18 protein-coding genes are annotated in these 19671 nt (G+C 63.6%); 15 read left to right on the top strand and 3 right to left on the bottom strand.

The window, feature by feature from the left end:
• Complete coding sequence (locus tag AC1TPF_RS06025; protein WP_482143087.1) at positions 1 to 1722, bottom strand: NAD(P)/FAD-dependent oxidoreductase; 1722 nt, start codon at positions 1720 to 1722, stop codon at positions 1 to 3.
• A 122-nt stretch (positions 1723 to 1844) separates the two neighbouring features.
• Between AC1TPF_RS06025 and AC1TPF_RS06030 the strand changes: the two genes are divergently transcribed.
• The 10 genes from AC1TPF_RS06030 to AC1TPF_RS06075 all read left to right on the top strand — a co-directional run bounded on the left by AC1TPF_RS06030 (position 1845) and on the right by AC1TPF_RS06075 (position 11721).
• Complete coding sequence (locus AC1TPF_RS06030; protein WP_482136027.1) at positions 1845 to 3266, top strand: LLM class flavin-dependent oxidoreductase; 1422 nt, start codon at positions 1845 to 1847, stop codon at positions 3264 to 3266.
• 40 nt (positions 3267 to 3306) lie between these two features.
• Positions 3307 to 4065 carry an SDR family oxidoreductase gene (locus AC1TPF_RS06035; RefSeq protein ID WP_482136026.1) on the top strand — a complete coding sequence of 253 codons (759 nt, stop codon included), beginning with the start codon at positions 3307 to 3309 and terminating at the stop codon, positions 4063 to 4065.
• A 153-nt stretch (positions 4066 to 4218) separates the two neighbouring features.
• Positions 4219 to 4608, top strand: a complete 390-nt coding sequence (locus AC1TPF_RS06040; protein WP_482136025.1) for an SHOCT domain-containing protein — start codon at positions 4219 to 4221, stop codon at positions 4606 to 4608.
• 200 nt (positions 4609 to 4808) lie between these two features.
• The gene (locus tag AC1TPF_RS06045) at positions 4809 to 5870 is read left to right on the top strand and encodes a glycosyltransferase family 2 protein (RefSeq protein ID WP_482143089.1); all 1062 of its coding nucleotides are present in this window, start codon (positions 4809 to 4811) and stop codon (positions 5868 to 5870) included.
• Positions 5871 to 5986: 116 nt separating this feature from the next.
• Positions 5987 to 7078, top strand: coding sequence for an NAD(P)H-binding protein (locus AC1TPF_RS06050; RefSeq protein WP_482143091.1), 1092 nt, complete (start codon positions 5987 to 5989; stop codon positions 7076 to 7078).
• Entirely contained in the window at positions 7063 to 7779 is a 717-nt protein-coding gene (locus AC1TPF_RS06055; protein ID WP_482136023.1) for a CPBP family intramembrane glutamic endopeptidase, read from the top strand. Before AC1TPF_RS06050 ends, AC1TPF_RS06055 begins: the two co-directional genes overlap by 16 nt.
• A 49-nt stretch (positions 7780 to 7828) precedes the next feature.
• A complete protein-coding gene (locus AC1TPF_RS06060; protein WP_482143093.1) occupies positions 7829 to 8257 on the top strand; it encodes a type II toxin-antitoxin system Rv0910 family toxin in 429 nt (142 codons plus the stop codon).
• Between the two features lie 225 nt (positions 8258 to 8482).
• The gene (locus AC1TPF_RS06065) at positions 8483 to 8788 is read left to right on the top strand and encodes a GlsB/YeaQ/YmgE family stress response membrane protein (protein WP_482136021.1); all 306 of its coding nucleotides are present in this window, start codon (positions 8483 to 8485) and stop codon (positions 8786 to 8788) included.
• A gap of 8 nt (positions 8789 to 8796) precedes the next feature.
• Positions 8797 to 10758 (top strand): gamma-glutamyltransferase, encoded by a 1962-nt coding sequence (gene ggt / locus AC1TPF_RS06070; RefSeq protein ID WP_482144037.1) that lies wholly within the window; start codon positions 8797 to 8799, stop codon positions 10756 to 10758.
• Positions 10759 to 10770: 12 nt separating this feature from the next.
• Positions 10771 to 11721: an aldo/keto reductase gene (locus tag AC1TPF_RS06075; RefSeq protein WP_482136020.1), complete on the top strand. Its 951-nt coding sequence runs from the start codon at positions 10771 to 10773 to the stop codon at positions 11719 to 11721.
• A gap of 82 nt (positions 11722 to 11803) precedes the next feature.
• Here AC1TPF_RS06075 and AC1TPF_RS06080 read toward each other — a convergent pair whose 3' ends face one another.
• On the bottom strand, positions 11804 to 12607 hold the full coding sequence (locus AC1TPF_RS06080) for a FadR/GntR family transcriptional regulator (protein ID WP_482136019.1): 804 nt from the start codon (positions 12605 to 12607) through the stop codon (positions 11804 to 11806).
• Positions 12608 to 12701: 94 nt separating this feature from the next.
• Here AC1TPF_RS06080 and AC1TPF_RS06085 point away from each other — a divergent pair, with 94 nt between their 5' ends.
• From AC1TPF_RS06085 to AC1TPF_RS06105, 5 genes are read left to right on the top strand one after another with little or no spacing between them, the layout of a single operon-like run.
• A complete protein-coding gene (locus tag AC1TPF_RS06085) occupies positions 12702 to 13850 on the top strand; it encodes an acyl-CoA dehydrogenase family protein (RefSeq protein WP_482136018.1) in 1149 nt (382 codons plus the stop codon).
• Positions 13847 to 14818, top strand: a complete 972-nt coding sequence (locus AC1TPF_RS06090) for an acyl-CoA dehydrogenase family protein (protein WP_482143095.1) — start codon at positions 13847 to 13849, stop codon at positions 14816 to 14818. Before AC1TPF_RS06085 ends, AC1TPF_RS06090 begins: the two co-directional genes overlap by 4 nt.
• Before the next feature lie 32 nt (positions 14819 to 14850).
• Positions 14851 to 15630: an enoyl-CoA hydratase/isomerase family protein gene (locus tag AC1TPF_RS06095; RefSeq protein ID WP_482144038.1), complete on the top strand. Its 780-nt coding sequence runs from the start codon at positions 14851 to 14853 to the stop codon at positions 15628 to 15630.
• Positions 15630 to 16844, top strand: a complete 1215-nt coding sequence (locus AC1TPF_RS06100) for an acyl-CoA dehydrogenase family protein (RefSeq protein WP_482143097.1) — start codon at positions 15630 to 15632, stop codon at positions 16842 to 16844. The genes AC1TPF_RS06095 and AC1TPF_RS06100 overlap by 1 nt, the downstream gene beginning before the upstream one ends.
• The gene (locus AC1TPF_RS06105) at positions 16844 to 17935 is read left to right on the top strand and encodes an acyl-CoA dehydrogenase family protein (RefSeq protein WP_482143098.1); all 1092 of its coding nucleotides are present in this window, start codon (positions 16844 to 16846) and stop codon (positions 17933 to 17935) included. The genes AC1TPF_RS06100 and AC1TPF_RS06105 overlap by 1 nt, the downstream gene beginning before the upstream one ends.
• Before the next feature lie 7 nt (positions 17936 to 17942).
• Here AC1TPF_RS06105 and AC1TPF_RS06110 read toward each other — a convergent pair whose 3' ends face one another.
• A complete protein-coding gene (locus AC1TPF_RS06110; protein WP_482143100.1) occupies positions 17943 to 19661 on the bottom strand; it encodes a class I adenylate-forming enzyme family protein in 1719 nt (572 codons plus the stop codon).
• Between the last annotated feature and the right edge of the window lie 10 nt (positions 19662 to 19671).

Below are 19671 nucleotides of genomic sequence, written 5' to 3' on the forward strand. Positions count from 1 at the left end.
CTAGTGCGCCGGTGGCAGGTTCTCCAGTCGGAGTTGCTGTAGTCGGTCGTGGACCAGCGGAACCGCGGAGGCCCCTTCGCCGCTCGCTGCCGCCACGCGCTTCATCGATCCGCTCCGGACGTCGCCGACGGCGAAGATCCCCGGCACCGTGGTCTCCAGGAACGCCGGTGGCAGGCCACCCCGCCAGTACTCCTTGGGAATGAACCGCCCGGTCATGAGAAAGCCGTGCTCGTCGCGCTTGACCTGTGGTGGGATCCAGTCGCACGTCGGTGCCGCTCCGAGGAGCAGGAACAGGCCCGACGCGGTGATGCGCTGCGATGAGCCGTTCTGGTTGTCGCACAGCTCCAGCCATTCCAGGTGGCCTTCGCCGCCGCCGTCGGTGACCTCGGTGTGTCCGCGCACCGTGATGCAGGGACTGGCCTCGATCTCCCGGATCAGATAGTCCGACATCGTTTCTGTCAGCGATTCACGGCGGATCGCGATCGTCACCGACCGGGCGAACCGCGACAGGTGCATCGCTGCCTGTCCGGCAGAGTTGCCGCCGCCGACCACCACGACGTCGCGGCCGGTCATCTCGCGGGCCGCGCTGGTGGCAGCGCCGTAGTAGACACCCGATCCGACGAGGTCTTCGCAGCCGCGGACACCGAATCGGCGATAGGCGACACCGGTGGCGATGACGATCGTGCGCGCGCAGATCCGCGCCTCGTCGACCATCACGTGGTGATGGTCGAACCGCGAATCGATCTCGACCTCGGTGACGCCGCGACCGCAGAAGAACTGCGCCCCGAATCGGCCGGCCTGAATCCTGGCCCGTTGTGCCAGCCGCATACCGGAGATCCCGCGCGGGAAGCCGAGATAGTTGCGGATCATCGAACTGGTTCCGGCCTGCCCGCCGATTGCACCGGTCTCGATGACCGTGGTGGACAGACCTTCGGATGCGCCGTAGACGGCCGCGGCCAGGCCCGCGGGACCGGCGCCGATCACGAGCAGGTCGGCGACCGTGCCTTCGGGGATGTTGTCGGGGGTGCCGTAGATGCTGGCGGCGACGTCGCTGACCGTCGGCCGCGACAGTGGTGGTTTTCCGGGGTGATGCAGGATCGGCAGTTCGGAGTCGCCCGTCACCGACTGGAGGATCTCCCGACCGGCGGGGGACTCGGGGTCGTGGATCTGGACGGGCATGCCCATCCGGTCGAGGAAGTCGCGGATCTCGGCCAGTTCGGGCGACGGACCGTCGGCGACGATCTGCAGGAACGCGACCTCGGGTGCGGCGACCGACCAGCCCCAGTCCGACAGGTACTCGACGATGGCCGCGTGGAACTCTTCGTCGCGCTGGCCGCGGGGGATACCGAGGTAGGTGTCGTAGCGTCCTTCGGCGACGCCGGCTCGTAACTCGTCATACGAGGTCCCGAACCGTATGGCCGGGATGAGGGCGACCCTCCTCGCGCTGGGTACGACGAACCGCAGCTTCTGGAGCAGGTCAGAGCCCTGCCATGCACCGAGCTGTTCGAGCTCGACAAGGATCAATGCCACTGGGACATCTTGTTCCACAAGGCTTTTGACGATATGGAGGCAGGCGTCGCCGCTATCGGCGTATTTCACGGTGTAGTCGCGGCCGTAGCGGCTGCGGATCTCGTCGATGACGGTGTTGCGCGATTGTTCGGTGGTTGCCAGCACAATCGCAGGCGTCAGACGGTCATTGGGATCGGGCGCGGGCGAGGTCACCTCGTCAAATCTAGCGCGGTGTTCAGCTCAGCGTGGGCCTAAGTGTTTCCGGCGCCGATCCGACGGGGAGAAAATCGAGCCGGCCGACATCGGCCGTGTACGAGTTGAGAGGTCGGTTACTGATGTCCCGCAAGATCAGGTTCAACGCGTTCGACATGAATTGCGTCGCTCATCAATCGCCCGGCCTGTGGCGGCATCCGCAGGACCGGTCGTGGGATTACAACACCCTCGATTACTGGGTCGACCTGGCGAAAGTCCTGGAGGCCGGTGGTTTTGACGGCCTCTTCATCGCCGATGTCCTCGGCACCTATGACGTCTACGCCGGCACCGATGAGGCGGCGATTCGTCAGGGCGCTCAGATCCCGGTCGCCGATCCGCTGCTCCTGGTTTCGGCGATGGCCCACGCCACCGAGCATCTCGGTTTCGGGATCACCGCGGGCACCGGGTTCGAGCACCCGTACCCGTTTGCGCGTCGGCTCTCGACCCTCGACCACCTGACCCGCGGCCGGATCGGCTGGAATGTGGTCACCGGTTACCTGCCGTCGGCGGCCCGGAACATGGGCGAGGTCGATCAGCTCGAGCACGACGCCCGCTATGACCATGCCGACGAATACCTCGAAGTGCTCTACAAGTTGTGGGAGGGCTCTTGGGAGCGTGATGCGGTGCGTCGCGACAAAGACCATGGTGTGTTCGCCGATCCGGCGAAAGTTCACCACATCGGCCATCGCGGTGAGCATTTCAGCGTGCCGGGCATCCATCTGTCGGAGCCGTCGCCGCAGGGTTCGCCGGTGATCTATCAGGCCGGGGCGTCACCGCGCGGAGTGCGGTTCGCCGCCCAGAACGCCGAAGCCGTCTTTGTCGGCGCGCCCACCAAAGAGCTTCTGCGCACACTGGTTACGAGTATCCGTCAGGAGCTGGTCGCCGCCGGACGCGATGCCTACGACGCCCGCATCTACACGCTGCTGACCATCATCACCGACGAGACCGAGGAAGCCGCGCAGGCGAAGGCGGAGGAATATCAGCGCTACGCCAGCGCCGAGGGCGCCTTGGTGTTCATGTCGGGCTGGATGGGAATCGACCTGTCGGAGTACGACCTCGACGAGCCGATCGGCAATGTCCACAGCAATGCGATCCAGTCGGCCGTGGCCGCTTTCAGTCAGGCCTCCGGCGACCTCAAGGAGTGGACGGTGCGGGACATCGCGGCCTGGGGCGGCATCGGCGGTATGGGCCCCGTGCTGGTCGGGTCGGGTGAGAGTGTCGCCGCGCAATTGCTCGAGTGGGCAGAATTCACCGATGTCGACGGTTTCAACCTCGCGTATGCCGTGACCCCGGGTACGTTCACCGATGTCATCGACCATGTGGTCCCGGCTCTCGAGGCCCGCGGTGCGTATGACCGCGAGTATGTGCCGGGTACGTTGCGGCACAAGCTCTTCGGCAAGGGCGATCTGTTGCCCGACCACCACCGCGCCGCCACCTACCGGGTGGGTGGGGTCAATTCCACCATCGACGACTCGGTGCGTGAAGGGGTTGGTGCGCAAGGCTGATTCCCGCACTTTGTGGGGGCAGGCTTGATATCAACAGAGCATGACTACCGATCTGTTCGACGTCAGCGGAAAAACTGCCCTTGTCACCGGAGGTACCAGCGGGATCGGAGCGATGATCGCCCATGGTCTCCACGAGCGTGGGGTCCGGGTGATCATCGCAGGCCGCAAGCCCGACGCGCTCGAGAAAGCTTCCGACGCAGGGTTGATCGCAATCGGCGCCGATCTGTCGACACCCGAGGGTTGCACAAAGCTCGCGCAAGATGTGCTGGGTCAGGTCGATTCGCTGGATATCCTGGTCAACAACGCCGGAGCGACCTGGGGTGCCCCGGTGGATGAGTTCCCGGCGTCCGCCTTCGACAAGGTTCTCGGACTGAATGTCCGTGCGCCCTTTCTCTTGACGCAGGCTTTGTTGCCTGCGCTCGATCGGGCCGCCACGCCGCCGGACCCTTCGAGGGTTGTCATGATCGGAAGCATCGACGGGATCCGGGTGCCGCAGACCCCGTCGTATTCGTACTCGGCGGCCAAGGCTGCGGTCCACCAGCTCACCCGTCATCTGGCGAGCCATCTGAGTTCCCGGAACATCACCGTAAACGCCATCGCGCCAGGACCTTTCGAATCCCGCATGATGCGGGCGATGTTGGATGAGCGACGAGACGAGATCGAGTCGGGTACTCCACTGGGCCGCATCGGCCGTCCTGACGACATGGTCGGCGCCGTCGTCTACCTGACGAGCCGAGCGGGTGCCTATCTCACCGGTGCGGTGATTCCCGTTGATGGTGGTATATCCACCACGCGTTGACCGATTTGTTGCACAGCGTTCGCCATTTGATTAGCCAAGCTTTGAATAGGGCACAAATCCGCTCGCGTTATAACCTGGATTTCGATCGCTGACGTGCGATGATTCATTGGTCGCCGATAGCCGGCGATCTGCCGAGCAAGGAGCACGCGGGCTATGTGGGATTCATTCTGGGACTTCATCTGGTACACGTTGGTGATTTTCGCCTTCATTGCGTATTTGATGATTCTTTTCAACGTTTTGATAGATCTGTTTCGTGACCACAAGACGTCCGGTTGGGTCAAGGCGGTTTGGATTCTCTTCCTGGTCCTGTTGCCGTACATAACCCTCTTCGTCTACCTCATCGCGCGTGGTCGCGGAATGTCTGAGCGGGCGCGCGATGCCCAGCTCCAGGCACAGAAGCAGGCAGAGACCTACATCAAGCAGGCGGCCGGAACCGCAGGGCCCGCAGATCAGATCGCGTCCGCGAAGGCGCTACTGGATGCAGGCACGATCACCGAAGATGAGTTCCAGCACCTGAAGGCAAAGGCACTCGCGGCGGCGTAACCTACCCGCACCAACCACCTCGACTCCAGGCACCGAACGCTCAGCGCGTTCGGTGCCTGGAGTGTTTGTGTGACCGCTGCGCGGCGCCCGCAAAGCGGCGTCAACCATCGCCTTCACGTGTCTTGTAGTATTCCGACCGATGAGTCAGGGCTCTATCGGCCGCGGGGCAAGGGCCTGACCGGGGGATGGGAGCCGAGTGCATGGCTGAGCGCCTGAAGCCGAGATTGCTGACCGGTTCGCCAACGGTTTCGGTGGTGATTCCCTGTTACAAATACGGAAAATACCTGCCCGACGCAGTGAGATCTGCGTTGGACCAACCCGGAATCGATGTCGATGTGTTGATCGTCGACGACGCATCGCCTGACGACAGTGCGGCTGTCGCACAATCGTTGGCGGCCGGTGACTCTCGGGTGAGTTGTCTGGTGCATGAGACCAACCAGGGACACATCGCCACGTACAACGACGGACTCAGGGTCGCACGCGGAAAGTACGTCGTGCTGTTGTCAGCCGACGACCTGTTGCCGGACGGCGCGTTGACTCGTGCGGTCGCACTACTCGAAGCCCGCCCGGATATTGCCTTCGTGTACGGGTTTCCGCAGTATTTCGAAGACGCCCCACCTCCTGCGACCAGTGCCGTGCGCAGTTGGACGGTATGGTCGGGGCCCGAATGGATCGAACGGGTCTGTCGGAGGGGGAACGGACTCGTCGTCAGTCCTGAAGTGGTGATGCGCCGTACGGTCATGGATGAACTCGGGGGCTTTGATCCCGATCACCCGCACGCCGCGGACTTCAAGATCTGGTTGCACGCTGCACTGCGAGGTTCGGTCGGCCGGGTCAACGGGAGTGATCAGGCGTTCTACCGTGTGCACGGCCAGAACATGCACCTGACTGATTTCAAAGGCGATCTCACCGATCTTCGGGAACGCCGCCGTGCGTTTGCGACTTTTTTCGAAGAAGAAGGGGCCGTGATCCCCGAGGTCGCGGTCCTGGAAGACACGAGCAGACGGGCGCAGGCCAAAGAGGCGGTGCGCCGTGCCAACCACGAACTCGACTGCGGAGCAGATGATTCGGACGGTCTGCTTGCCGAATACACTCGGGTTGCCGCGGAGTTGTGGCCACCGGTGCGCCAGACACGTGAATGGCGTGCATATCAACGGCGGTTGGACGGGCGGTCCCATCGGATGGATCGGGGGCTGGCGAAGTTGGCCTGGGAGCTGCGTTACCGCATCGGGTGGCGTCGGTGGCGCCGGTTCGGGACCTGACGGATCCTTCGAGTTCTGCGTTCGGTGGGTTCGGATGCTAAGCATGAGGGCACATCCGCTCCAGTACAGGGGCCCCGCCATCGAAAGACCGCGCAGATCCAACGGACGGCCATGACATGCGAATACTCGTACTGGGAGCAACGGGCTACATCGGTGCCCGACTGGTCACGGCGCTGCTCGCGGCCGGGCACGAGGTGGTGGCCGCATCGCGGAATCTGAACAGGCTGAAGCAGTTCGGGTGGTTCGACGATGTCCGCACCGTACAACTGGACGCAATGGATCCCGAATCGGTGCGCGCCGGACTGAAGGCGGCAGGTCCGATCGACGTCGTCTACTACCTGGTGCACGGGATCGGACAGAAGAACTTCCGCAGAGACGACGAGTCGGCAGCACAGAATGTGGCTGCGGCGGCGCGTGATCATCAGGTGGGACGCATCGTTTATCTCGGCGGATTCGTACCTCACGGCGACGAACTTTCGGAGCACCTGGAGAGCCGGGCCGAAGTAGGTCGCGCGCTCGACATCGAGGGCGGCCCCGAATTGGTCTGGCTGCGGGCCGCGGTGGTGATCGGTGCCGGTTCGACGTCGTTCGAGATGGTGCGCTACATGTCCGATCGGCTTGCCGTGATCCCGCTTCCGTCGTGGGTCGACAACCCGATGGATCCCATCTCGGTACGCGACGCCGTCCATTACCTCGCAGCCTCTGCGTTTGAAACGGTGCCGCCGGGGTATTACGACATCGCCGGCGCCGAGAACTCGTCGTATAGTTCACTGCTGTTCGCATACCTGCGTGCGACTGGGTTGCCGCGGGTGGGAGTGGTGATGCCAGGCGTCGATGTCCGGCTTGCCGGTTTCTTCGGGGGTCTTCTGGTTCCGGTGCCCAGTGGCCTCGCCTCGGATCTGGTGCGCTCACTGGATCATCCGATGAAAGCCTCGGAGCACACGATTCGCGACCATGTCCCCGATCCGGCAGGAGGGCTGTTGACCATCCGAGAAGCGGTGCGTCGGTCGGTCGAAAGCCCGATGCCGCGGCCGGTGGACGAACTGGCAGACATCCATCACCTCGCCGACACCGACCCCTCCTGGGCAGGTGGGGATCTGATGCGGGTGAAAAGGGCTGTGCGCGACCGTGTTGTCGCACCGGTCCGGACGGTGGTGGGGGCAGTGGCAGGCACCACCGGCCTCGACAAGTTGTGGCGCGCGTTGTGATCGCGTTGCCCGAAAAGCTCGAGTTCCTGGTCGGCACAGTCCAAGACGATTCCGTCGAACCTCCGGAGTCGCGGCGGGCCATGCTGTGGCGTCGAATCGTCGTTGCCGTCGTCCTGATCGTCGGCAGCGTGTTCCTGGGTATTTCACTGTCGATCAAACCGGGCGACTCAGCTTTCTATCCCATGACATTTGCGCTCGCCGCGGTGTGGATCGTGGGCGCGCTGTTGTCGGGCCGCTTACGGCTCGGTGCGTACCCGCCACCGCGTGGTGGTCCGGTGCGTGCGGCCGGGATCGGGGCTGCGGCCGGTCTCGTTCTCGGTGCGATCTTTGTGGTTGGTGGTCTCCTGACGAGGGAGATCCCACCGCTGCGCGACTACATCGCCGACGTTCTCGATCATGCCGACAGCGGTGGTATCGCGCTGGTGCTCGCGACCGCGATCGTCAACGGCATCGCCGAGGAGATGTTCTTCCGGGGTGCTGTCTACTCCGCGCTCAAAGGTTATGCACCGGTGATCTTCTCGACGGTCATCTACGTGATCGCAACGCTTGCCAGCGGCAATCCGATGCTGGGTTTCGCGGCGATTCTGCTGGGGCTGGTCTGTGCCCTCGAACGTCGGGCAACGGCCGGCGTCCTGGCGCCGATCTTCACCCATGTTTTGTGGACCATTGTGATGGTTCTGGTTCTGCCACAGCTGTTTTGATACCGGTTCCCGGCGCCCGGGACGACAACGATGATGGAGAGGTCCTTTTATGGCTGGTGTGGATGTTTCGGTGCGGTCCGATCTGAACCCGGATGCCGCGTGGGCGATGGCTTCGGACCTGAGTCGGTTCGACGAGTGGATGACGATCTTTGCGGGATGGAAGAGCCCGGTGCCGGAAGAGGTCGAGCTGGGAACGAAGGTGTCGTCCCTGATAAAGGTCAAAGGTTTCCGGAACACGATCCATTGGACGGTTACGCGGTTTGAGAAACCTCAACTCCTCGAACTCTCCGGGCGTGGACGTGGTGGTGTTCACATCGACATCGAGCTGAAGGTGACTCCTGACGGTGACGGCTCTGTCTTCGACCTGGGCGCATCGATCAGCGGTGGCGTGTTGAACGGCCCGATCGGCAACCTTGTTGCCAAGGTCATCGATTCCGACGTTCGCAATTCGGTGGCAAACCTGGTGGCGCTGCGCTGAAGTCGCACGTGAACCCGGTGTCGGTGGTGTTGACGCGGGATGTGTTCAGGCTGGAGAGCCGACCGGATCTGCCAGTCGTGGGACGGATGACGAACGCGTAGACCAGACTGGAAGCACTGTTCGCCGGCCCGAGGTTTACGATTCTCGGTCAGCGGGCAGTCCTCTTGGGAGGGATGGTCGCCCGCGGTGGGCAACCAGAAGCCTCTCACCGAAGTAGGGAGAATCGTGAGTACCACGTATCAAGCAGTCGAGGTCTTGGCCGAGCGGTCGACCACCACCACATCAGTCGGAATCATCGGCTACATCATCATCGGCGGTCTCGCCGGCTGGATCGCCAGCAAGTTCATGGGCACCGACAAGGATATGGGCATCCTGCTGAACATCGTTGTCGGTGTGATCGGCGCTTTCCTCGGTGGCTTCCTCCTGAGTTTCGCCTTTGACACTGCAAGTGGAGGATGGTTCTTCACATTCCTCACGGCGCTACTCGGTTCGGTGATCCTGTTGTGGATCGTGAAGTTGGTCAGAAGGTAGAACCGCTGGTGGTACGGGTCCGTCGGGTCGCCGGCGTCACGGCGGCGGTGGTCGCACTTTCGCTGACGGTGTCCTGTTCGACGCCGTCGAACGAAAACGCACAGTCCGCTGACGTCTGCGCCATCCCGACGGACTCGGCAACCACTTCGGTTGCCGCTGCGGCATCGCCGGCCCCGGGTGCCACAGCGGCGCAGGATATTTCGACAAATCCCGAGGTTGCCACCGGCTATCGCAGCGATATGGTCGCGGTGCACACGAACTCGTTCGCCGCGGCCACCGCGAATCCGTTGGCCACCGAGGCCGCCTGCGAGGTGTTGGCCGACGGGGGAAGCGCGGGTGATGCACTGGTCGCCGCCCAGATGATGCTCGGTCTGGTGGAGCCGCAGAGCTCGGGTATCGGAGGCGGCGCTTTCGCGTTGTATTACGACGCGAAAGACGGATCGGTACAGGCCTACGACGGTCGTGAGGTGGCGCCGGCCGCCGCCACGGAGAACTACCTTCGCTGGGTTGACGATGCCAACCGGACCCAACCGGTGCCGAATACGCGTGCGAGTGGCCGATCCATCGGCGTGCCGGGCGTGTTGCGACTCCTCGAAGACGTCCACGATGAGCACGGAAGCGCGGACTGGCAGAGCCTGTTCGGATCTGCGACGCGATTGGCCGACAGTGGATTCGAGATCAGTCCCCGGATGGCGGCAGCCATCGCTGCATCGACCACAGAACTGGCCGCCGATCCGGCCGCCCGTGAGTACTTCTTGAATCCCGACGGTACCGCCAAGCCTGCCGGGACCGTGTTGACGAATCCCGCATACTCGAAAACTCTGGGCGCTATCGCGTCAGAGGGCGCAGACGCGTTCTACACCGGTCCCATCGCGGAATCCGTTGTTGCGAAGGCGGGCTCGACCGAGAACGGGATGACACCGTCACTGATCACACTCGAGGACCTTGCGAACTACGACGCAAAGGTTCGTGAACCGATATGCGTCGGGTATCGCGATAACCAGGTGTGCGGAATGCCGAACCCGTCCTCGGGCGGTCTGGCCGTGGCTTCCACGCTCGGCATTCTCTCGAACTTTCCCCTCGACCAGTACGGTCCGACCGCAGTCGACGCCAATGGTGGCGAGCCCTCTGTTACGGGGGTTCATTTGATCGCCGAGGCTGAGCGTCTGGCCTATGCCGATCGCGACAAGTACATCGCCGACTCAGATTTTGTGCCGCTACCGGGTGGGAACTCAGATGCGCTGCTCGACCCCGCGTACCTCAAAGACCGTGCTTCGCTGATAGATCCGGAACGATCCATGGGTACCGCTACCGCAGGTGCATTCGACACCGGTGAACCCATGGGCTGGTATGCCGGAGTCGAGCACGGCACCAGTCATGTCTCCGTTGTCGACAAGGATGGCAACGCGGCGTCGATGACGACCACGGTCGAGTCGGCGTTCGGGTCATTCCACATGGTCGATGGCTTCATCTTGAACAATCAGCTCACCGACTTCTCGGCGGAACCTGCTGACGGGCAGGGCCTTCCGCTGGCAAATCGGGTGGAACCGAACAAGCGACCGCGTAGTTCGATGGCGCCGACGCTCGTCTTCGCTGGGCCGCAGGACGATCAACGTGGTCAGCTCGAGATGGTACTCGGATCACCAGGGGGCTCGGTGATCATCCAGTTCGTCGTGAAAACACTGGTGGGACTCATCGATTGGGGACTGGATCCCCAGCAGGCCGTGTCAATGGTCGACTTCGGTGCCGCGAACACCCCGAAAACCAATGTCGGCGGCGAGCATCCGGGTATCGACACGGCAGACGATGGTGCCGCAGATCCTCTGATCCTTGGCCTTCGGCAGCTGGGACATCAAGTGGACGTCGCTGATCAGTCCAGCGGCCTGAGCGCGCTGGTGCGGACTGATCAGGGTTGGTCTGGCGGAGCCGACCCGCGTCGCGAGGGTATCGTCCTGGGCGACCCCCAATGACCTGGAGATGCCATGACTCGGATCGGACGCTCTGACCTCGACGTATTCCCGCTCAATCTCGGCGGCAACACCTTTGGCTGGACCAGTGACGCGGACACGTCGTTCGCAGTGCTCGACGAGTTCGTCTCCGCGGGTGGGAACTTCATCGACACCTCGGACAGCTACATGGCCTCGATTCCGGGCAACTCGGGCGGCGAGTCGGAAACGATCCTCGGGCAGTGGTTCACCACACGTGGCAGGCGAGACGACATTGTCCTGGCCACCAAGGTGAGTCGGCATCCGGAATTTCTGGGATTGGCACCGGACAATATCGCCAAGGCAGCAGAGGCATCCCTGCGCCGCCTGCAGACCGACCACATCGACCTCTACTACGCGCACTACGACGATCCCAGTGTGCCGCTGGAGGAGACGCTGGGCGCGTTCGATGCGCTGGTTCGAGCAGGCAAGGTCCGACATCTCGGCATTTCGAACTATTCGCCCGAGCGCATCTCGGAGTGGTTGTCGATCTGCGAAGCAAATGACTTTGCGAAACCGGTTGCCCTGCAACCGCACTACAGTCTGGTTGCCAGAGAGCCCTTCGAGTCGGAACTGCGCCCACTTGCCGAGCGGTTCGACCTGGGTGTGATGCCCTACTGGGCTCTCGCCAGTGGCTTTCTCACCGGCAAGTACCGGACGCAGTCCGACGTGGACGCCGCTGCGCGCAGCAAGATCGTCGACCGCTACTTCAACGCCGAAGGTCTGGCCGTGGTCAACGAGCTGGCGGTCATCGCGCAAGCTCGGGGCGTGGAGATCGCCAGTGTCGCCCTGGCGTGGACACGCCAACAGCCGACCGTGGTCGCGCCCATCGCCAGCGCGCGGGTCCCGGGGCAATTGGGCGCTCTGTTGGCATCGGTCGACCTGGAACTGACTGACACTGAACTACTTCAACTTGATGCTGTGTCTGCCAATGTGGGTCAGGGCTGACCGTCCCTCAGTAAGGGTTTGAAGGTCGTGTCACTGCAAGCTCTTTGAAGACTTCGCAGTGTGAGCTGCCCCGTGGGCAAACTCAGATGCGGGACCGCCGGCTGGACTGGATGGTCTGGCGAGACATGGCTGCCGACGCGTTGACAACCCGATCGCCATAGCGCTCCAGCACCAGTGCCTGTGTTGCCGCGAGGTGGGCGCGGGCAAAGCGGGCGGCCTCGTCGGCCCGTCCGGCTGCGATCTCTTCCACGAGGCGGCGATGGGCGTGGACCGCACCTTCGGCCTCGATCTGGGAGGGGTATTCGCCGTGCCGGGTGCGGGCTTCCGCCCAGGCTTCTTCCTGTGCCGACCACAGTGCGACGTAGCTGCCCACGGCGTAACGGATGGTCGCGTTGGGGGTGAACGCCACGACCAGGTCGTGGAAGTCGCGGGCGGAGTTGGTGAAGTCGACGCCGCTGGTGATGTGTTCGACGGATTCGTCGATGGCCTTGGTCAGGGCCGGGACCACAACCTCGAGGCGGTCTTCGCGCTTGGCGCATTCCGCGGCGCACATGGGTTCGAGCATCTGTAGCCCGTCGGCGAGGTCTTTGAGGGTGACGCGGCCGGCCTGCAGCGAAAGCCCGAGGTGGTAGGCAGCCGAGGTCTCATCGGGGCGGTGGACGTCCGCGCCGCCGACGTTGCCGCGGCGGACGGTGACCAGGCCTTCGGTCTCCAGGATGCGCAAGGCCTCGCGGATCGAGGGGTAGCTGACACCGAAATCCTTGACCAGTTGTTCCTGGGTCGCGAGACGGTAGTTGTCGTCGGCGAGGATGTTGTCCCGCAGCTCGTCGGCAACGGTTTCGGCAATCCGACGCTGTGGAACGCGGCGGCTCTGGGCAGATGTCACGCTCGCCACCTTATATTCACTCGGCCAGCTTAATCTGACGAGACTTACCATTCAAGTATTCCAATCCTTATGAGGATTGAGTTACCGTGCTCGCATGGACTTCACGTTGGGTGAGGCGGCGAACGCGCTCCGCGACGACCTTCGCTGGCTGATCAAGGAAAATGTTCCGGCAGAGTTTCGGGGTGCGTTCACCGATGACCCGGACGATCTCGAAACCGCGCAGGCCTTCTGTCGCTTTCTGGCTGATCGTGACCTGCTGTGTATGGCCTGGCCCGAGGAGTTCGGCGGGCGGGGTGCCTCGGTCTGGGAGCAGACGGTGGTCCGCGAGGAGATGTGGGCACATCACGAACCGCGCGGTGCCCAATACATGGGCGTGAACTGGGTCGGGCCGACAATCATGCGCCACGGGACAACGCAGCAGCAGCAGTTGCATCTCCCGCCGATCGCGCGCGGCGAGGTGATCTGGTGTCAGGGGTTCAGCGAGCCGGGGTCCGGCTCTGACCTGGCCTCATTGCGCACCGCAGCGCGACGGGAGGGTGACGGGTGGAGCATTTCCGGACAGAAGATCTGGACCTCGTACGCGACCATGGCCCAGTGGTGCTTCCTTCTCGCCCGCACCTCGTCGGGTGAGCGAAAGCAGCACGGTCTGACGGTCTTCCTGGTGCCGATGTCCGATCCGGCCATCGAAGTCCGGCCGATCCGCGCGATGTTGGGCCCCCATCACCTCAACGAGGTCTTCTTCAACGACCTCAAGGTCACGCAGGCCCACGTCCTCGGAACGGTGGACGAGGGATGGAAAGTCGTCCAGGAGGTACTCGCGTTCGAGCGGGTGGGCATCGCCAGGTACGCCCGATGCGAGCGGTTGCTGCAGGAAGCACCTACGGTGCTGGGCGATGCGTGGGATGACCTGCCTGCCGAACTCCACGCCCGCTGGGCCCGGATGTTGGTTCATTGTCGACGGGCCAGGCTGCTGGCGTATCGGGTGGTGTCGATGCAGAGCGAAGGGCGGGTACGCCCGGCCGACGCCGCGCTGTACCGGATCGCGGTGACCACACTCGACCAAACCAGCGCCAATGTGCTGACCGAGCTGGCCACATACGCGCCCCTGACGGGTGAAGAGGCAGAACGATTCCGGCTGGACGTGCAAGCGCACTGGAGTTACTCGCAGGCGGCGACGGTTGCGTCGGGCAGCATCGAGATGCAGCGAATCCTGCTTGCCCGCAACCTGCTGGCGGCATCATGAACATCGACTTGAGCCCGGAAGCAACGGAATACGGCACTGCGGCGTTGCGCGCGTTCGAAGCCGCCGGCGGCGACCGGCTTCTCGAAGGAGCAGAGGTCGATCCGGCGGGTCGGGAACGACCCCTGGAATCGGTTTTCGCGGGCCTCGGTGCCTGGGAGCTCAATCCTCGCGGAGATGCCGATGAACTCGAGGCGGCGGCTGCGCTGTGTCGAAGTGCCGGCTATTGGGGTATCCCGTATCCGGTGGCAGAGCGTCTCGCCAGGCCGGTTGACCTCGATGTCGACGGATTGGTGGTTGTTGCCGATCATGGTCCGGCAGCTGCGATCGCCGACATCGAATTGCGATGGTCTGCAGTCGCATTGAGTGGTGTGCGCAGCTCCGTCACCGTGCTGCCTGCGATAGCGCCGCCGCGCACATCGGCTTTTGTTGCACCGCTGGCACTCACGTCGATCGACAAGAATGGCGAGAAGGATCTGGCGCTCGGGCTGGTGCTGCCCTGCTGGACGCTGTTGGGCATGCTCGACCGGGCTCTCGAACTCACCCGAGCGCACGTACTCATGCGTGAACAGTTCGGCCGACCGCTGGCCCAACTCCAAGGTGTCCAGTTCCAGCTCACCGATGCGGAGGTGGAGCGCAGTGGCGTGGAAGTCCTTGCCAAGTACGCGTTGTGGAGCATCGAGGCGCGGCAGGCCGAGGCCGTCGACGATGCACTGGCGCTGCGGTTGGCCGCAGTGGAGGCGGCAGACGTCGTGTTCCGCGTCGCTCATCAACTGCACGGGGCCACCGGCTTCTGCGACGAGACCACCCTCTCGTGGCTCTCGCGGTACAGCCTGCCGTTGCGACGACTACCGCTGGGTCTGTCCGCAACCGGCGCCGCCCTCACCTCTCGCGTGGGGCGCAAAGGCCTGACCGGCCTGTTCGGCAACACTCTTGCCACGGTGCCCGAGCCGGTGGCGATCATTCAATGAAAACCCGTTCAGTGAAAACCATTGGGGGACCGGTGAAGTACGATCTGCCCGACGAATTGACGGTGACCTGCGAAGGCCCGGTCCGGACGGTGACCATCAATCGTCCCGATGACCTGGGTGCGGTGAACAAGAATCTGCACTGGGCCCTGGCCAACGTCTGGCGGCAGATCGCTGCTGACCGCGACGCGGCCGTCGTGATTCTCACCGGTTCCGGCCGGGCGTTCAGCGCCGGTGGGGATCTCGCCTGGATCACCTCATTTCTCGACGACCCCGCCGGCCGCGATGAGAGCATCCGCGAAGGTGCCGAGATCATCGATGAGATGCTGCGTTTCCCGCTGCCGATCATCGCTGCCGTCAACGGTCCGGCCGTGGGCTTGGGATGCAGCATCGCGGTGTTGTGCGACATCGTCCTGATCTCGGAGAAGGCCTATCTCGCCGATCCTCACGTGGCGGTCGGCCTGGCCGCCGGTGATGGGGGAGCGGCATTTTGGCCGCTGCTCACCCCGATCTTGAGGTCGAGGGAATACCTGTATACCGGCGACCGGATCCCGGCGGCCACCGCGGTCGAACTCGGGCTCGCAACCCGTGCCTGTGCCCCCGACGAACTCGCCGATCAGGCAGGCGCCCTTGCGAAGCGCCTGGCCGCGCAACCCCGCGAGGCGCTGCAAAGCACAAAACGGATTGTGAACATGCACTTGAGCCAGGCTTTGGCCGGACCTCTGCAGGCCGGGTTCGCCGCTGAAGTCGTCACGATGCAGACCGAGGAACACCGCAACCGTCTTCTGGCACTCGTGGAACGGGCGCGCACCTGATGGCAGCAGAGCGCAGTGACTTTCGGAACGGGGACTTTCGAGCGACGGTCCGGGACTGGTGTGTGACACACATTCCGGCGGACTGGCGGGCGGCGCAGACCGGTGTCTCGGACGAGGTGTTCGTCCGCTTCCAGAAGCAATGGTTCGCCGAGCTGAACGAGGCCGGCTACGCCGTGCCGCACTGGCCGGCGCAGTGGGGCGGCGGCATGACCGTCGAGCAGCAGGTGGTGCTCTATCAGGAACTCGCCGCCCACGACGCACCACGACTGGTGTTGCCATTCGTCTCGATCCACCACGCGGCGTCGACGCTGCTGGCCGCGGGTACCGAGAAACAGCGCGAACGTCACCTCCCGGCGATCCTCGGCGGCGAGATCTGGTGTCAGGGATTCTCCGAACCCGGTGCGGGTTCAGATATGGCCGCGCTCAAGACATCCGCCCGCAGAGTTTCTGATGGCGTTGGGGGCGACAACTACATCGTCAACGGCCAGAAACTCTGGGCAAGTGGTGCGCTGCACTCGGATTGGTGTCTGCTGTTGGCCCGGACAGATCCGGATGCCCCCAAACGGCGCGGTATCTCGTACTTCTTGCTCGACATGCAGACACCCGGCGTCGAGGTCCGGCCCATCCGGCAGGCGACCGGCGAATCACACTTCTGCGAGATTTTCCTCAACGATGTGGTGATTCCGGCCGAGAACCTCGTCGGGCCGGAGAACGCCGGCTGGCAGGTCGCCCAGGAGACTCTCGGTGCCGAACGCGGAATGACGATGCTCGAATTGTCGGAGCGCCTGGCGCACGGCGGGTTTCGGTGGTTGGTGGAAGAGTGTTCCAGACCCAGACGAAACGGATCTGTGCCAGTGGATGATTCGCTGGTGGCGGATCGGCTGGCGATGCTGGAGACGAAGATCGAAGGACTGCGCCTGCTCTGCTCGGACTTTGCCACCAATGATCACCCCGGGCCCGCGGATGCCTCGATCGTGAAGTTGTTCTACAGCGAGTTGCTGCAGGAGCTGACCGACTTCGGTGCCGAGGTCGCCGGGCTGTCGGCACAGACCCATCTGCGCAAACCGCTGTCAAGCGGATGGGAATCGGGTTCCTGGGTCCTGGATTTCATCGGATCGTGGGAATGGACCATCCCAGGCGGGACCAGCGAAATACAACGAAACATCATCGGCGAGCGAGGCCTCGGCCTGCCGCGAGAACCGGCAGGAGCCTGATGCCCACCGATAACCTTTCCGAACTGCACGGGGAACTGCGCGCGGTGGCACGCGATCTGCTTGCCAAAGCCGAGGTGGGTACGCCGGTCGACTGGCAGTTGGTTGCTGGTTCCGGGTGGCTGGGATTGGAGGCTGCCGAGGACTTCGACGGTGCCGACGCGACCTTCGCCGAGGTTGCCGTCGTGCTCCGAGAAACGGGCCGAGCGGTGACGACCGGCCCATACCCGGCCGTCGCAACGCTGAGCCTGGGACTGCTGGAGTTGCTGGCGCCGGCTCCTGAGCGCGACCAATTGTTGCGCGACACCGTATCTGGCGATGTGGTTCCGATCGTTGTGGTCGAAGGCGAGAACAACCTCGACGAGGTTGATCAGACCCCGTTCCGGATCACCCGCAGCGAGGCCGGATGGCAGCTGAACGGTGAGGCCGACCTGGTCCTGGGCGCACCTCATGCCGACCGGCTACTCATCCCGGCATTCGATCCGGATGAACCCGGTATGACCGTCATCGTGGCCCTCGATCGCAACACCGCCGGATTGACCATCGCCGATCAGCCGGTTGTCGATCTCACTCGCAGCTTCGGTCGGGTGACCGCAGCGGACGTGGTGGTGTCGGCGGATTCGGTGTGGCAGTTCGAATCCGAAGGCGCAGAGGCATTGCGTCATCTTCACGATCGCGCCGCGCTCGGTGTGGCCTGTGACAGCCTCGGGCTCAGCGAGGCAGCAATGGCGGCAACTGTCGATTATGTCGGGGTGCGAGAACAATTCGGCCGCAAGATCGGCTCGTTCCAGGCCGTCAAACATGCCTGCGCAGACATGCTTGTTCAGGTGACGGTCGCGCAGAAGCTCGTCGACGCGGCCGTACGTGCGCTCGCTGCCGACCAGCCGGGCGCCGCGGTGGCCGTTGCGATGGCCAAGTCGTTCACCGGCGGCATGGCCGTCGAGGTGGCGGGCAGTGCGATGCAGCTCCACGGCGGAATGGGTTACACGTGGGAAAGTGGCATCCACGTCTACCTCAAACGGGCCATCCTGAATCGATCACTATTCGGTTCGCCCGCACAACACCGCGAGGCGCTCGCAGCCAGACTCCGATAACCCCACATCAGCGGGGTGCGGGGGTGAGCCTCTTCGCTGCGAGATCGCGGATATCACTGGTCTTGATCTTGGCGCTACCGGTCAGAGTGATCTCGTCATCGGTGAAGAACAGAACATGCCGGGGCACTTTGTAACTGGCCAATTCGCCCTTGATGTACGCGCGGATCTCATCGGGCTTCAGATCTGCGCCGGCATGCGGAACGATGCATGCGACAACCACTTCGCCGAGCGTGTCGTGGGGGACACCGACGGTGCGGGTGACCTTGACCCCGGGATGTGCCACCAGAACCTCATCGACCTCGAGGGGTGAGACGTTGGCGCCGCCGGTCTTGATGATGTCTGTGAGGCGTCCTTCCCAGAACAACCGGCCTTCGCCGTCGACATACCCACCGTCGCCGGTGGGGAAGAAGCCCTCGTCGTCGACAGACTCGCTCAGTGGTGTGCCGAGATAGCCGAGCATCAGTGTCGGTCCCTTGACGCAGATCTCGCCCCGCTCGCCCACCGGCACGGTCTTGCCGGACAACGTGTCGACGATCTTGAACGTCACGCCCGGTAGGGGTTTGCCGCTGCTGCCACCGGCTTGTTCCTCGGTGGTGTTTGCCGGGTAAATGGCTGAGATCGTGAAGGTTTCGGTGTTGCCGTAGGCATAACCGGGTTCGATCCACTCCGCTGTGACCGACGGATGGCGCGCCACCGGGGTGCGATGGTCGACAAATCGCAAGCTGCTCAGATCTGCGGTGGCCCAGTTGGGTGCAGATTCGAATTGCGCCCACTGATGCGGCCAGGCGAACGGGAAGTTGACCTTTTCGGACTCGATGAGCTCCAGCGCCTCGGTCGCATCGAAGGTCGTCTGCAGTACGAGTGAGCCGCCGCTGGACAGCGTATTGCCCAGTGCCATCGCAAAATTGCCGGACCAGAAGAATCCGTTCGCGCTCCAGCACCGGATGTTGTCCTCCGGGCCGAAGTGGTAGAGCTGTCGGAATCGCCACAGCTGAATGGACACCCCGCGATGGGCGCTGAAAATGCCCTTCGGTTTGCTGGTTGATCCCGACGAGAAGAACAGCACCGCAGTATCGCTCGGCTTCACCGCTGCGGCCGTTGCCTCGACCAGCTCCCGCGGTGAGGCCTGACCACGGGCGACGAAGTCATCCCAGGTCTCGATCGCACCCGGTAGATCGGAACCATCGCCAACCGCTGCAAGGTGACGCAGGAAAGGGTATTTCGACGAATGGAGTTCGCCGGGGGCCGCGTCGTTGATCGCAGGTTCGAGCGCGGTCAACACACTCGCGTAGTCGGTTTTGAGCACCTTGCGGTCGAACAACAGCACTGAGACGCCGGAGACCCCGAGTAGGTGGTCCAACTCGGCGGCGGTCGAGAACGTGCTGAGGGTGACGGCCACACCGCCGGCGAGTGCGGTGCCGAACACCGCGGTGATCCACTCGGGTCGGTTGGTCATGAGTACACCGACACGACCGTCTTTGCCGATGCCGGAGGCATGGAGCGCCCGGGCCACCTCGACCGCACGTTCCCACAGCTCGGTGTAGGACCAGCGGATGACACCCTCGGGGGTGTGCATCACCAGTGCCTCACGGTCGCCGTACAACTCGGTCACCTCACGCAAAAAGCCCGGCATCGTGAGTGTGCCGAGGCCGGGCTCTTCGCTCAGCGGTGGACCAGATACCACCGACGTTGCGGCGGTCGATTCGGTGGTGATCTGAGTACTCAAGGCTGACCTC

It is taken from the genome of Williamsia sp. Y853 (genome assembly GCF_056786495.1).

What these genes read in the sequence shown, in the direction of transcription:
- AC1TPF_RS06040 (WP_482136025.1), top strand. Translation starts at nt 4,219, where the DNA reads ATGTGGGATTCATTCTGGGACTTCATCTGGTACACGTTGGTGATTTTC.
- AC1TPF_RS06090 (WP_482143095.1), top strand. Translation starts at nt 13,847, where the DNA reads ATGAACATCGACTTGAGCCCGGAAGCAACGGAATACGGCACTGCGGCG.
- AC1TPF_RS06105 (WP_482143098.1), top strand. Translation starts at nt 16,844, where the DNA reads ATGCCCACCGATAACCTTTCCGAACTGCACGGGGAACTGCGCGCGGTG.
- AC1TPF_RS06035 (WP_482136026.1), top strand. Translation starts at nt 3,307, where the DNA reads ATGACTACCGATCTGTTCGACGTCAGCGGAAAAACTGCCCTTGTCACC.
- AC1TPF_RS06045 (WP_482143089.1), top strand. Translation starts at nt 4,809, where the DNA reads ATGGCTGAGCGCCTGAAGCCGAGATTGCTGACCGGTTCGCCAACGGTT.
- AC1TPF_RS06100 (WP_482143097.1), top strand. Translation starts at nt 15,630, where the DNA reads ATGGCAGCAGAGCGCAGTGACTTTCGGAACGGGGACTTTCGAGCGACG.
- AC1TPF_RS06085 (WP_482136018.1), top strand. Translation starts at nt 12,702, where the DNA reads ATGGACTTCACGTTGGGTGAGGCGGCGAACGCGCTCCGCGACGACCTT.
- AC1TPF_RS06060 (WP_482143093.1), top strand. Translation starts at nt 7,829, where the DNA reads ATGGCTGGTGTGGATGTTTCGGTGCGGTCCGATCTGAACCCGGATGCC.
- AC1TPF_RS06030 (WP_482136027.1), top strand. Translation starts at nt 1,845, where the DNA reads ATGTCCCGCAAGATCAGGTTCAACGCGTTCGACATGAATTGCGTCGCT.
- AC1TPF_RS06050 (WP_482143091.1), top strand. Translation starts at nt 5,987, where the DNA reads ATGCGAATACTCGTACTGGGAGCAACGGGCTACATCGGTGCCCGACTG.
- AC1TPF_RS06075 (WP_482136020.1), top strand. Translation starts at nt 10,771, where the DNA reads ATGACTCGGATCGGACGCTCTGACCTCGACGTATTCCCGCTCAATCTC.